Consider the following 13,311-nt stretch of genomic DNA (forward strand, 5'->3'; position numbering starts at 1 on the left):
CGAACTTCGTTGCACAACATGAACCGCCGTATACCGAACGGTACGTACGGTGGTGTGAGAGGACGGGGGCTAGCCACCCCCTCCTACTCTATTTATTTGTTCTTTAATTGTTTTTATGTGGTTCACTAATTTATGGATTATAATTATCTTGTATTAAGAAAATGAAAATCACAGAAACGGCCAGAATCCGGGGTGGCAGGCAATGGCGAATTTATTGGGCAATTCATTGATCGCTTTAACGCCCATCTATTTTTTCCAAATCTTGATGGTAAACCAGGTCCGCCGATGCAAAGGAATCCAATACCAATTGCTAATGGGAACGTTGTGCGGGGTTTCGTCCGTTTTGTGCATGACCTTTCCGGTTGTATCAGGTGATGGGTTTCTGTGGGATTTAAGATGGATACCATTTCTGATGAGCATTTTCTATGTTGGTTGGCAGGGGGGACTTGTAACCGGTGCATTGCTCGTGAGTTATCGATTGTATCTGAGCGGAGGACCTGCTTTTTATACAGTGTTGATTGTTGCTGTCGTTCTCTTCCTGTTTCTGAGCGCGATCCGGCTCTGGTTTCACAAACATGATCTGAGGCGGAAACTGGCATTGGGGGCCTGCTTGTCGTTTGTTGTCTATGCTTTTGTCATGGCTTCCATCGCATTTTACTTTAAATATATTGGAAACATTGCGTATTTGGTAAGTCAAAGTCCTTGGCTCTATGCTTTGATGGGAGCTTCTTACATAATTGCTGCCGTTGTCTCGATCCTATTGATTGAGACCAGTCTTTACAACATGAAGATGCAGGAAAAACTGCTGCGAGCCGAAAAACTGAGAGTCATAAGCGAACTGGCCGCTTCGATTGCGCATGAAGTCCGGAATCCGCTGACGGTCGTGAGGGGTTTTATCCAGCTCACCAAAGAGTCAATGGATGAGAGATACCGCAGATACATGAACACTGCCATAGCCGAGTTGGATCGGGCGGAAGCCATTATTGGCAACTATTTGAGTTTTGCCAAACCGGAGTCCGAAACAGCGGAGGAACTGCATGTCGGAGAAATTCTGGAGGGGGTTGCTGACGTTATGTCAGCCTATGCCCTGATGCATCACGTTGAAATCAAGATGCATACGGAAGACGGACTGGTTATATTGGCCAACAAGGCAAATTTGAAGCAGATATTCATAAACCTTGTGAAAAATTCAATAGAGGCGATGCCAACAGGTGGCATTATTCAAATCGGGGCCAGTGCCCCGGATGACGAAGTCATCATAAAAATCTTCGACACGGGGATCGGGATGACGCCAGAGCAATTGGAACGGCTTGGAGAGCCTTATTATTCGACGAAAGACAAAGGAACCGGACTAGGTCTTATGGTTACTCAGAGACTGGTGGAAGCCATGAACGGCACCATACGGTTTGAAAGCGAAGTCGGCAAGGGAACGACTGTAACAGTTTCGTTTCCACTGGGTTCAAATGGAAGTTTAACTACCTGAGCATCTTAATGACAGTAGGAACCGAGCTTCATCAGGAACTGGCTTCGTGCGAATCTGCCGTTGTCACACGATTCCCTTTTCGGAAAAATACTGCATGCCTCAAGAGGCATGCAGTATAGTATGAAGCCAATGCATAATAGACGGGTTAGCTGATAGGATGCCTGTTAACATTTTTGACCGCAATATACTCGCGGGCATTCTGATGGACTCGGGGAGTAGAAGCAATGAGCTTTATACCTTCCTGCATGACGTTGTTGAAACCATCTTGGAGGGCATTGTCGGCGCCCCGGGTCGAAGAACCACAGCGCATTGGTTGCCGGATGATGTCGTTCTCCGTTGATGCAACGTTGTGCGAGCCTGATTTCGCTTTGTCGCGCCCGTTGGTAGAAATATCCTTTAGTAACCGCTTCAAATCCACCCGGACGCTGGAATACCATGTCCTGAATCGTACGGATTTTTTTGAAATCCAAGCAATCTGCCCGAACCCGATTAACTCCTACGTTGCCAACCAACAGCATTCCTAATTTTCCTTCTCCTTCCGCTTCCGCCCGGATTAGTCTAGCAAGAAGCTTACGATGGGCAGAAGTTGCTTTCACAACAGCCATAAGTCTCCTCCTTTTCTGCTCCATATACGTAATGAGTTTGATCAGCCTTATAAGAAATATGGGATCGTTCGCGTCCTCCAGTTTCCGGAATAAAGAATTCCCACGACTAATTTATTGGAAGAAGAGCCTTTTGGATTGTTGTCCCTGCCGAATTGGGCAAGTGCGGTGGGTCTGGCGGAATGAAACTCATGCCACCCGGTAGCAGCCGTTAAAGACCCGGGACCGGATTCACAACTGAAATTCCCCTTGAAATGTGGGGGCATTTTATGTGCGCTTGACAGTTCACCGTCTCTCAGCAAGGGCACAAGAGGTCACTCATTGATCATTAAGGCATAGAACGTCGAACACTATATTTACGGTCGAAATTGAAAATACTTATACTTATGGGCTTGTGTGAAATTTGCCCATTATTTATTTTCGATTTAGGTGAAAATCCACGTTGAGGTGTACAAAATGGAACCTATTATTCCAATGGAACCCAAAAGAAGTGAAAAAATTCCTGCTGGAGATGAATGGATTGCTCAAATAAAGTGGGATGGTGTTCGTGTTTTGACGTATTATGACGGGCAAGCAGTCCGTCTTTATAATCGAAAATTGAACGAACGCACATCGCACTATCCTGAAATCACCAATATTAAAACGTATTGTGATGCAAAATCCGTAATATTAGACGGTGAAATCATTGCTTTAGGCCCAGATGGCAAACCTTCATTTCATGAAGTTATGCGAAGGGATGGGGTCCGACGAACAGAAAAAATAGCCAGAATGAAAAGAGTCGTACCGATTACTTACATGATTTTTGACGTGATTTTTTATAACGGGATTTGGATAAATTCTTACTCATTAAGTCAAAGAAACCAGATTTTGTCCGATATCATTCTTCCCAATAACCAGATTCAGTTGGTTTCTTCCCATGAGGATGGTCAGGCTTTGTTTAAAGTAATGAAACAATATGGTATGGAAGGAATCATTATGAAAAGACTGGATTCCCAGTACATTATTGGGAAGAAAAAAGATATATGGCTCAAAATCAAGAATTATCGTGATCTCATTGCTGTAATTGGAGGATATACCTTAAGCGGAGGAATTATTAATGCAGTTCTTTTGGGGCTATACGATGACCAAGAAAGATTTCTGTATATTGGTCATACCGGAACTGGAAAACTGTCTCAAAAGGAATGGAAAACGCTTACCGAAGTCCTAAAACCTTTAACCCTCAAAGAACGTCCATTCGCAAACAAACCCGAACGCCAAACAGATGTTTACTGGGCTAAGCCGATTATTACAGTTAAAGTCCAATATACCGAATGGACAGAAGGACGTTCACTGCGTCAACCCAGTCTACAAGCATTTGTATACGTTCCCCCTTCGGAATGTAAATTTAGTAAGGTTCAAGAGGCATAGAAGTTACTAGAATTTGTTTGAATAAAATGGGAGGTCATTCAAGGTGCGCAAACTCTTTCGGCGAGTCCGTTTTATTCTGAATGTGAAAAAATTCGTTCCGTTCTTGATGGATTATTTTACATCCGGTCAAGTGACCTTCAAAAGAAAACTGTTATCATTGCTGTTCATCGGAGTCTATTTTGTTTTGCCGTTTGACTTGATCCCCGACTTTCTTACATTTTTCGGGTTCTTCGATGACATTGCCGTGTTAACTTGGATTTTGCAGAAAATCATAGAAAAGGCTCCACAGGAGTTGAAAGACAAATACGGGATGGGTCAGGAGTCTTGAATCATTACAGGGTATAGCCTTCAAAAGCTTGGAGGGTACGGTGGATTCAGCTATTGGGGCGTGACCGGGATGTCCTAAAGTCAGGCGGAAGTTTTGTTAATACCGGGGAAGATGAAGAAATTCTGATGGGGATCAACGGGGTCCCAGGAAATGGGGGATTTTCAGCGAATTGTCCAATAATCGAAACGGTTCCCGAATGATTCTAATAGCCAAGTTTCTGAATTTTGTTTATACTTAGGACTAAAATCAATCCAAGCATAAAGCTGCTGGAGGTAAAAGAAGGATCGGGAGGGAGAGACGTTGGAAAAGGTGTTGATTTACGATACGACTTTGCGGGACGGAACCCAGGGGGAAGGAATCAGCTTGTCCGTGGAAGATAAGCTGAAAATCGCACTCCGCCTTGACCAATTCGGCGTTCACTATATCGAGGGCGGCTGGCCGGGAAGCAATCCAAAGGACATGGAGTTTTTTCAAAAGGCGAAAGAGCTCCCCCTGACCACTTCCAAGATCACTGCGTTTGGAAGCACGAGAAGACATGGCGTTACAGCAGATCAGGACGAAAATCTTCAAAGACTTTTGGAAAGCGGCGTAAGCACCGTGACGATTTTTGGGAAAACATGGGATTTTCAGGTCACTCATGCCCTAAACACCACATTGGAAGAAAATCTTGACATGATCTTTGAGTCGGTTCAATTTTTAAAATCGCATGGGTTGGAAGTTATTTTTGACGCGGAACATTTCTTTGACGGCTATAAGGCCAATCCTGCTTATGCGTTGAAAACGTTGAGAAAGGCCGAGGAAGGGGGAGCCGATTGGATTGTTCTCTGTGACACCAATGGCGGAACACTCCCACATGAGATTGAGACGATCGTGGTGGCGGTGAAACAAACGTTGACAACCCCAATTGGTGTGCATTGCCATAATGATTCGGAATGCGCTGTTGCCAATACGCTAGCAGCCGTCAGAGCAGGGGCAAGACAGGTACAGGGAACCATGAATGGCTATGGGGAACGGTGCGGGAATGCCAATTTGGTTTCGGTGATTCCGAACCTTCAAGTAAAGCTGGGCTATACCTGTGTGAAAAAAGAACAGCTCGGTTCATTGACTTCCCTATCCCGATACATCCATGAAATCGCGAATGTTGTGCCTCCCAATAACCAGCCCTTCGTGGGAATGAGTGCGTTTGCCCATAAAGGAGGCATGCATGTCAGTGCTGTCTTGAAGTCTCCGGAAACCTATGAGCATCTGGCTCCCGAACGGGTGGGGAACACTCGGAGAGTTCTTGTATCCGAATTATCGGGTCAAAGCAATCTTCTCTATAAGGCTCAAGAATTGAACATCGATTTGGACAAATCCAATCCTGCTTGTAAGCGCATCATTCAAAACATCAAAGAAATGGAGCATGAAGGGTATCAGTACGAAGGAGCAGAAGCATCGTTTGAATTGCTGTTGCGGGAAGGATTGGGGGAGGTAATTGAGGCCTTTACGATCGAGTTTTTTAACATTCTTGTGGAGAAAACGGCAAATTGGCAGATCAAAACTATGGCGGTCGTGAAGGTGCGTGTATTCGATGAAGTTGTACTGGAGGCCGCTGAGGGAAACGGTCCTGTCAACGCCTTCGACAATGCTCTGCGCAAAGCTTTGGAGTCGTTCTACCCCGAAATCAAGCACATGCATCTTTCGGATTATAAGGTTCGGGTTCTTGATGGAGGAGGAGCAACCGCTGCCAAAGTAAAGGTGTTGATTGAATCGTCCAACGGGAAAGACAAGTGGAGCACCGTGGGAGTATCCACCAACATAATTGAAGCAAGCTGGCAGGCGTTGTCTGATAGCTTTCGCTATTTTTTGCTCAAGCAGAAAGGCAATATGGTGGAATGCGTGAAAGCAGAAGTGAAGTAGCGGTCGGCTGCCTAAGTCAATCATTTGTGGAAATGATCTAAAAAATAGACCTTCCGGTCCATTGGCCCGGAAGGTCTTTACTTTCTTTTTTTGAACTATTCATTCAATATGTCCGTGTCTGTATTTATTTTAACCAGGGTGTCTTTTGGTTTCTAACGCATCCTTCACTTGTTGAAGATTTGCAAGAGCAAACTTCCGGAGTAGGGCAAGTATTCAGGAAACAGTGCCTTCTTTTTATGAACGATGCTTTTTTGGTTCATGGACAGGTGCTGTGACTTCTCTATTGTTTGTTTGCATCTATGAAGGATCACGTGGAGGATTGATTCCGAGCATACGGAAATCCTTCTTGACTTTCAATCCCTATTATTTGCTTGCGGGAGTCATGAGCAGTTTGGGTCCGCTGTTTTTTTTTCCTTGGCATTTCGTTTACCCAGGTTTCCTATGTTAGTGTGGTGGCTGCATTCGAGCCGCTGTTGACTGTGCTCTTTTGCCGCTGCAATGCTTTGCAAATCATCCGCAAATTCTCCTTACCTCAATCGTTTTCTTTACTTTAACTGGTATTCCCTAAGTTTTCGATAAAGGGTGGTGCGTGAAATCCCTAGTTTTTCCGCGGTCTTACTGATATTTCCGCGATATTGTACAAGCGGTTCCGTGAGTTCCTGTTTCTCAATCTGATCGCTCATTTTTTTGATGTCCATAAGGGTGTTGGTTGAAAAAGCCGCTTTTTTGATAATGCTTCCGGAATCACTCCAAACATGTGCCGGCAGGGGATCCGCTGTAATCATATGAGAATGCCCGGCAAGATAATAGGAACGTTCGAGCATGTTTTTTAACTCGCGGACATTTCCCGGCCAACTATACTTGACTAACAGTTCAAGTGCTTCTTTGGTGATTGTTTTGGAGGAAAATCCTCCGGTTGCGTTCAGTTGTTCGATAAAATAGGAGGTGAGCTCAGGAATGTCTTCGGTCCGTTCGCGCAGCGGAATGAGTTCGATCGTAAAGACGTTGAGCCGGTAATAGAGATCGCTTCGAAATGAACCGTTATAAGCGATTTCATCGTTGGGATTTTTATTGGTGGCCGCAATAATCCGTACATCGATCGGTATCGGTTTCGATCCTCCTATTCGAACTACTTCCCGCTCTTGCAGTACACGCAACAAGGAAGCCTGAAGTTCAAGAAGCATTTCGCCAATTTCATCCAGAAATAAAGTACCGCCGTTTGCGATTTCAAATTTGCCGGGATTGTCTCCTTTTTTTGCGCCGGTAAACGCCCCTTCCACATAACCGAACAATTCCGCATGAATAAGTTCTCTGGAGAGTGCCCCGCAGTTTATCCAATAAAAGGGTTATGTTTCCGTGGACTTTCGTTGTGGATCGCTCTGGCAAACAGTTCCTTACCGGTTCCGCTTTCACCCAACAGTAGAACATTGGCGTCGACATTTGACGCGAATCTGGCTAACTGAATTGTTTTTAAAAACCGTTCGTTCGATCCGATAATGTCTTTGATCAGAATTTGAGTGCTTTTTGGGGAAGAATCGTTTTCCGGTCCAATTCTCTTGACGAATACGTAACGATATTTTTCCGCTGGAACTTTTCGGGCATCATTGAAGAACAAGATTTTCCCGTTTTCGACCACAAAAAAACTTTCGGAAACCAATTTGGAGATATCAAGGGAAAGTTGCAGAAGCAAATTTTGCCGCTGTAACGAATAAAATGAAATCAGCTGAGACTATAAACCCAGCTCGTATGTGAAGCTTTATTTTATTAATTGATACTCTTTCAATTTACGATAAAGCGTTGTGCGGGATATACCCAGATGTTTTGCAGCTCTGCTGATATTTCCCCGGTATTCCACCAACAGTTCGGTCAGTTCGCTTTTTTCGATTTGACTGCTGATCTTCTTCAAATCGTGAAGAGTTTCCTCCGAAATCAGTTCATGTGACAGGTTGCGGCCTGTATGGCTTGAGATGTGCGACGGAAGCTGATCGACCGTAATCGCGAATGAGTTCGCCGCCACATAAAAGGCACGCTCGACCACATTTTTTAACTCGCGGACATTTCCGGGCCAAGTGTATCGTAATAGCATTTGCAACGCCTCGGTAGTCATCGTTTTTGGGGGCAATCCTGATGTCTCGTTCAGATCTTTTATGAAATAAGAGACCAGTTCAGGTATGTCATCAAGGCGTTCGCGTAAAGGAACAAGTTCAATGGTGAATACATTGAGACGGAAATATAGATCGCTTCGAAATGAGCCTTTGTATGCAATTTCGTCATTTAATTTTTTATTGGTGGCGGCAATAATCCGTACATCAATTGGGATTGGCTTATGCCCCCCCACGCGAATCACTTCCCGTTCTTGAAGTACGCGCAACAGTGTGGCTTGCAGTTCAAGCGGCATATCGCCAATCTCGTCAAGAAATAAAGTTCCACCGTTGGCCGCTTCAAATTTTCCGGGATTCCCTCCTTTTTTGGCACCGGTGAACGCTCCATCCACATATCCGAATAATTCCGCATTGATTAATTCTCTCGACATGGCCCCGCAATTAATTGCTATAAAAGGATTGTTTTTTCGCTGGCTTTCATTGTGAATGGCTCTTGCAAAAATTTCTTTACCCGTTCCGCTTTCTCCCAGTATTAATACGTTTGCATCAATACTGGAAGCGGATTTTGCCAGTTGAATGGTACGGAGAAACCGTTCATTGGAACCCACAATGTCTCTGATCAGAAGTTGTTTGCTTTTGGTCTGAGTGAGATTGTCAGAACTCAACTGTTTAATGAAAATGTAGCGATAGTTTTCGGATGGGATCGTTTGAAGCTCATACAGTTCATCGTTAATTTTCTTGCGAACGAGCATTTCTTTTTCATTCATTGTCCGGGTGGAGAGATCAGAGACAATATCGAGCACCGAATCATGATGTTTTTCAATCAATTTATCTGCAGCGGAGTTTGTAAAGAGTATCTTGCCGTTCTCTAGTAACAGAAGGCTTTCCGGGATGAACTGCGAAATGTCGCGGGAGATCTTTTGAAAAAGAGCGCATTTTTCGACTTGGTCCACGATTTCAACACAGCATTCGACTGTTTGGGAAAGGGATCGAATAAAGAGATCAATGGAAGCTTGGTCAATTTGATTCAGCTCTAAAAATACTCCTACAACCCCTTTTAACGTTTCCATGTTTCCTTTAATCGGAATCCCTATGGTAAGAAATTCCTGGAGTTCCGGTATGTCATGTTCCTCTCCGAAAACGATCGCCTCAGTATGCCCTGATAACGCAAGGGTAATGCCGGACCTTTTCATCAGAGGCGAAGTCCAACGAATTCCTGGGTTCAACAGCGAGATGTTTTTTGTGTCGTCATTCTTTTCACCGGAGAATGTTTCCAATAAGACTCCCTGATGATCAAAGATGGCAAATATATAAGGAAACACCCGGGTGGCCGATTTGATTTTTTCAATCAGGATTTGATATTGGTTTTGCAACTTCTGCAGTTCGTTGTGTGAAAGGACATTATTATCAATAGCGCATTCCTTTTCATATATAAAGGTTTGGCTGTAGAAAGGGATTGGCGCAATAGGTCCATCCGACTCCCACACAATATCGAATTGCCCTTTTTCATTTACCCGCCCGATGCGGGAATGCAACCATAAATGATGGTTTTTCTCATCTACTTTGATGTTTCCCTGAGGGGCTTCTAAAGTGATGCCCGACAGAGCTTGGCGCAAACAGTCGGTGGAGATGAATTCGCATTTTCTCATTGCTTCGGCAATCAAAAACACGCCGTTATAGGCGTTTTCCATAACTGAACTGATTACGTCGGTACCGTATGTTCGCCTGTATTCAGACTGAAAAATATGATTTTTATCTGTACGGATCGAGTTGAAGTAAGGGAAGGACGTATAATGGCCCACAGCATAGGCGGCATTCATTGCTTGTATTTCTGTTTCAGCGGTGATGCCGCTGGCAATCGGCTTCGGAATCCCCGATTGGCGGTATTGTTGGTAAAAAGCAATCACACTGTCTCCGACCAAAGTCGAAAAAACGACATCCGGTTGGGCTTGAACAATTTCACGAATAGGTTTGTCAAACTTTTGAGTTCCCAGGATCGAATAGTGTTCGCCCACAATTCGGCCACCGTGGGATTGGACAAGGCGGTCGATGTGACGGTTCGTTTGCCGCGGATAAATATAATCGGAACCGATCAGATAAAAGCATTTTCCAAAATTTGTGATGAGCCAAGGGATAAAAAACTGTAACTGTTGATTTGGGACAGGACCGCAATAAAATACGTTTCGGCACAATTCCTCCCCTTCATACAGAGTGGGATAAAACAACAATACGTTGTGCTTCTCCAAGATTGGAATCACCATTTTTCGGCTGACGGATGTGTAAAGCCCAATTAGAACAGCCACCTTGTCTAAAACAATTAACTTTTCCGCTTTTTTGGCGGCCAGAAACGGGTCAGAAGCAATGTCTTCGACTATGGGAAGCAGCCGCCTGCCATGGATCCCTCCCTGGTCGTTAATATGTTTGATAGCCAAAAGAGTCGATTGATACTGCCCTCGCTCCGTGACCCCCGTTGTTCCTGTCAGGGAATACAGTAATCCAATTTTAATATCTTCTTGATTCTCCATAACCCCGCACTCTCCTCCCTAACTGTTAATAGCCTCTCGGCAATAGCCGAGTATTGAAACCTCAAGGTTTTGTACCATGAGGTTTTTTCTGTTTCCCTCCATCAATTTGATAAAGTTGTTATCAATTGATGGACTCCAACTGGAAATTTATCAACGAAAAAATTTACCGAAATCACCAAAAAACACTTGACTTTTTGAAAACGCCCCAATAATCGCCGTGAAGGGCCTTCTAACTGCCCTATCTCCGGTGAAAGAAGGGGTTTCCGTGTTCGAAGAAATTCGATCCCATTCCGAATTTCAGGCCTTTGTCCTGGAGCAACTCCAGACTCATTATTCCGGTACCAGCATCCTTCGCCTTGTGCCTAGCGACTGGTGTGTCATCAAGAAATTTTGGCTGACCGATTTGTCCCGTACCGCACAGCTTTTACAAAGCCAATACTCCCACCGGGGGTGTAAAGCCAAAGATCCTGCCAACTTGCTCCGCTCTTACCTGCTTATGCTGTCCGTCAAGCAACCTTCTGTGACCAAATGGGTCGACGATCTCCGGCGAATTCCGCTTTATGCGATCCTCAGCGGCTTTGAGCCCGGCCAAACACCAGGTGTCGGTTCCTTTTACGACTTCTTCACCCGTCTTTGGGCTCTTGAAACGCCTCATGTCACCAACAAGAAGAAACCCAAAAGAAGAAAACCGAAGAAAGGGAAAAAGGGGGAAAAAGCACCCACCACAACGCCCGGAAAAGTCGACCGATTCGTCAAACGTCTCCTGAAATACCCGCCTCGTCAACAAAAGCTGCCGTTTGACCATCTCCAGTCATTGTTTAAAGAACAATTTGTGCTTCTCTCCGCCCAAATGGGCCTTCTTGGCGATATTCACGCTCTTCGTGCGGCAGGGGACGGTACTCCTGTACAAACGTCCGCTTATCCACGAAGCAAACCCTTGTGTTCCTGCAGAAAACAGGGAATTTACTCCTGCAATTGCCCACGGCTTTATTCACAGCCTGACTGTGACTCCGGGTGGGACAGTGCACGGGAACGGTACTTCAACGGCTATCATTTGTACATGCTCACGGCTGCAGACAGTTTTCATGATCTGCCCTTGTATCCCCGCCTTCATCGCGGTTCGCGGCACGATTCGGTTTCCCTGCTCTTCAGCATAGATGAGTTCGTCCGACAGTACCCCGAATTCACATGGGATACGATCTTGCTCGATTCCGCCCATGACGCGCTTCCCATTTACCGCTACTTACAATCCAAGCACATCATGCCGTTTATTGACCTTAATCCACGAAACAGCGGTAACACCAAGTACAAAGACGATTTTACGCTTTCTCCCGCCGGCATCCCCATTTGCAAGAAAGGTCTGGAGATGAAAAACAATGGGTACGATCATGCCCGAGGACGCCGTAAGTATCGCTGTCCACTCGTTAAAAACGGTGTGGTAACATGCGATACGCCTTGCTCGAATTCCGCCTATGGCCGATGTGTGTACACCTACACCAAGGACAATCCCCGCTTGTTTCCACCCATCGCCCGCGACAGCGATGAGTGGAAAGAGACCTACAAACGCAGAACGACAGTCGAACGGTCCAACAAGCGAGAAAAAATTGATTATATGCTTGAAGCCGCCAAGCATCGCAGTACCAAAATGTGGACCATCCGGATCTACGGAATCATGATGTGCCAACACATGGACGCTTGGTACGAAGAGAGTGAAATCGAACTGAAATCTCTTCTCTTCTCGGCGTAAGCAACGAAACTAACGATTGCCAAACGTAGTTCTTTTGAAAAAACCATTGAGCTACGTTTATTTGGCATGGGCACTTTTAGAGAATGAAGATCCTATCAGTGTGTAAACAACCAATTTTCCAGCTAAAAATGCCCGAAATACAATAAATTTCCAATTCGACTCAGGTCATTTCCGAGCCTCTATGTTACTATATAAGAAATTTTTTGAACTTTCAATTTACACCCTGTTCACAGAGTGTTCAATTTGCGTAAAGTACTTGTTCATTGAACCGATCTCCTAAAAAATGGAGACTTGTTTTTGGACTTGAACAAAAATGTAACAACACGAAACCAGAATGAACATATTTTACAGTTTCTTTTAAAAATTATGTGAAATTTTCTTCCGTGGGAGGTTGGCATGGTCTTTGCTATATGAAAATGGCAGACAGAGAAACTCAAAGTTTCATAAAGGGGGGATTTGATGCCGGTAGGAACCATTTCGTCATCCAAGGATACAGTCGGAGTTGCTGTGGTAAATTACGCCGCACCGGTCGTCAGAACGAGAGAAGAAGTACTGATGAACTGCAACAGAATTGCAAACTTTGTGGATGACGTGAAACGAGGGTATCCGGGGTTGGACTTGATCATCTTTCCTGAGTATTCGACGCAAGGGCTCCATCCTACCAAATGGTTGCAATTATCCACGACAGTGCCGGGACCTGAAACCGAAATTTTTGCAAGGGCATGCCGGAGGAACAACGTTTGGGGTGTGTTCTCGATCACCGGGGAAATCAATACCAACGGGAACCCCTGGAATTCGCTTTTGCTGATGAACAACAAAGGCGAAATTGTGATGAACTACCACAAAATAAATCCCTGGGTTCCCCAGGAGCCCTGGCAACCGGGGAACAAAACGATGGTTGTGGAAGGGCCGAAGGGCTTAAAAATCGGCGCGATCATTTGTTACGACGGGAACATCCCGGAAATTTGCCGCGACACGGTGTTGAAAGGGGCGGAACTGCTTGTCCGGATTCAGGGCTATATGAACCCGTCACGGGAACAGCAAAGGATGATCTCGCAAGTTCGGGCATGGGAAAATCTCACTTATATGGCGGTTTCGAATTTGGCGGGCCGTGATCTGACCTATTCTGGTATTAAGTCAATAGAGTAGACACAAAAAGTAGAGATTTTATGCTGCATTTTTAATAGATTGATAGTACATACGTTCGTGTTCGATGGG

The 13,311-nt window shown here is 45.0% G+C and carries 9 protein-coding genes and 1 pseudogene; 6 read left to right on the forward strand and 4 right to left on the reverse strand.

The window, feature by feature from the left end; all coding sequences use genetic code 11:
• Positions 1-202 precede the first annotated feature (202 nt).
• Positions 203-1,483: a sensor histidine kinase gene (locus EFBL_RS07905; protein ID WP_096181607.1), complete on the forward strand. Its 1,281-nt coding sequence runs from the start codon at positions 203-205 to the stop codon at positions 1,481-1,483.
• Between the two features lie 164 nt (positions 1,484-1,647).
• Here the strand turns inward: EFBL_RS07905 and EFBL_RS07910 are convergent, their stop codons facing one another.
• Complete coding sequence (locus EFBL_RS07910; protein ID WP_096181608.1) at positions 1,648-2,088, reverse strand: cell wall hydrolase; 441 nt, start codon at positions 2,086-2,088, stop codon at positions 1,648-1,650.
• Between the two features lie 453 nt (positions 2,089-2,541).
• On the opposite strand from EFBL_RS07910, the gene ligD reads away from it, so the two are divergent.
• From ligD to cimA, 3 genes are all read left to right on the forward strand, one after another.
• Entirely contained in the window at positions 2,542-3,492 is a 951-nt protein-coding gene (gene ligD, locus EFBL_RS07915; RefSeq protein WP_096181609.1) for a non-homologous end-joining DNA ligase, read from the forward strand.
• A 43-nt stretch (positions 3,493-3,535) separates the two neighbouring features.
• Complete coding sequence (locus EFBL_RS07920; RefSeq protein ID WP_096181610.1) at positions 3,536-3,820, forward strand: YkvA family protein; 285 nt, start codon at positions 3,536-3,538, stop codon at positions 3,818-3,820.
• Positions 3,821-4,120: 300 nt separating this feature from the next.
• A complete protein-coding gene (gene cimA, locus EFBL_RS07925) occupies positions 4,121-5,719 on the forward strand; it encodes a citramalate synthase (RefSeq protein ID WP_096181611.1) in 1,599 nt (532 codons plus the stop codon).
• Between the two features lie 545 nt (positions 5,720-6,264).
• Here cimA and EFBL_RS21835 read toward each other — a convergent pair.
• The 3 genes and pseudogenes from EFBL_RS21835 to EFBL_RS07935 form a co-directional block, all read right to left on the reverse strand.
• Entirely contained in the window at positions 6,265-6,543 is a 279-nt protein-coding gene (locus EFBL_RS21835) for a helix-turn-helix domain-containing protein (RefSeq protein WP_369690095.1), read from the reverse strand.
• Positions 6,523-7,355: pseudogene (locus EFBL_RS21840) on the reverse strand (sigma-54 interaction domain-containing protein); the annotation flags it as partial. The gene EFBL_RS21835 and the pseudogene EFBL_RS21840, both read right to left, overlap by 21 nt.
• A gap of 120 nt (positions 7,356-7,475) precedes the next feature.
• Positions 7,476-10,346 (reverse strand): transporter substrate-binding protein, encoded by a 2,871-nt coding sequence (locus EFBL_RS07935; protein WP_096181612.1) that lies wholly within the window; start codon positions 10,344-10,346, stop codon positions 7,476-7,478.
• A 265-nt stretch (positions 10,347-10,611) separates the two neighbouring features.
• Here EFBL_RS07935 and EFBL_RS07940 point away from each other — a divergent pair, with 265 nt between their 5' ends.
• On the forward strand, positions 10,612-12,093 hold the full coding sequence (locus EFBL_RS07940; RefSeq protein ID WP_096181613.1) for a transposase: 1,482 nt from the start codon (positions 10,612-10,614) through the stop codon (positions 12,091-12,093).
• A gap of 459 nt (positions 12,094-12,552) precedes the next feature.
• A complete protein-coding gene (locus EFBL_RS07945) occupies positions 12,553-13,242 on the forward strand; it encodes a nitrilase-related carbon-nitrogen hydrolase (RefSeq protein WP_096181614.1) in 690 nt (229 codons plus the stop codon).
• The last annotated feature ends 69 nt before the right edge of the window (positions 13,243-13,311 follow it).

Source organism: Effusibacillus lacus (assembly GCF_002335525.1).
GTDB classification, from domain to species: domain Bacteria; phylum Bacillota; class Bacilli; order Tumebacillales; family Effusibacillaceae; genus Effusibacillus; species Effusibacillus lacus.

Excerpts from the sequence above, each read along its gene's own strand:
- EFBL_RS07910 (WP_096181608.1), bottom strand. The coding sequence starts at position 2,088 with ATGGCTGTTGTGAAAGCAACTTCTGCCCATCGTAAGCTTCTTGCTAGA.
- EFBL_RS07945 (WP_096181614.1), top strand. The coding sequence starts at position 12,553 with ATGCCGGTAGGAACCATTTCGTCATCCAAGGATACAGTCGGAGTTGCT.
- EFBL_RS07935 (WP_096181612.1), bottom strand. The coding sequence starts at position 10,346 with ATGGAGAATCAAGAAGATATTAAAATTGGATTACTGTATTCCCTGACA.
- ligD (WP_096181609.1), top strand. The coding sequence starts at position 2,542 with ATGGAACCTATTATTCCAATGGAACCCAAAAGAAGTGAAAAAATTCCT.
- EFBL_RS21835 (WP_369690095.1), bottom strand. The coding sequence starts at position 6,543 with ATGCTCGAACGTTCCTATTATCTTGCCGGGCATTCTCATATGATTACA.
- EFBL_RS07905 (WP_096181607.1), top strand. The coding sequence starts at position 203 with ATGGCGAATTTATTGGGCAATTCATTGATCGCTTTAACGCCCATCTAT.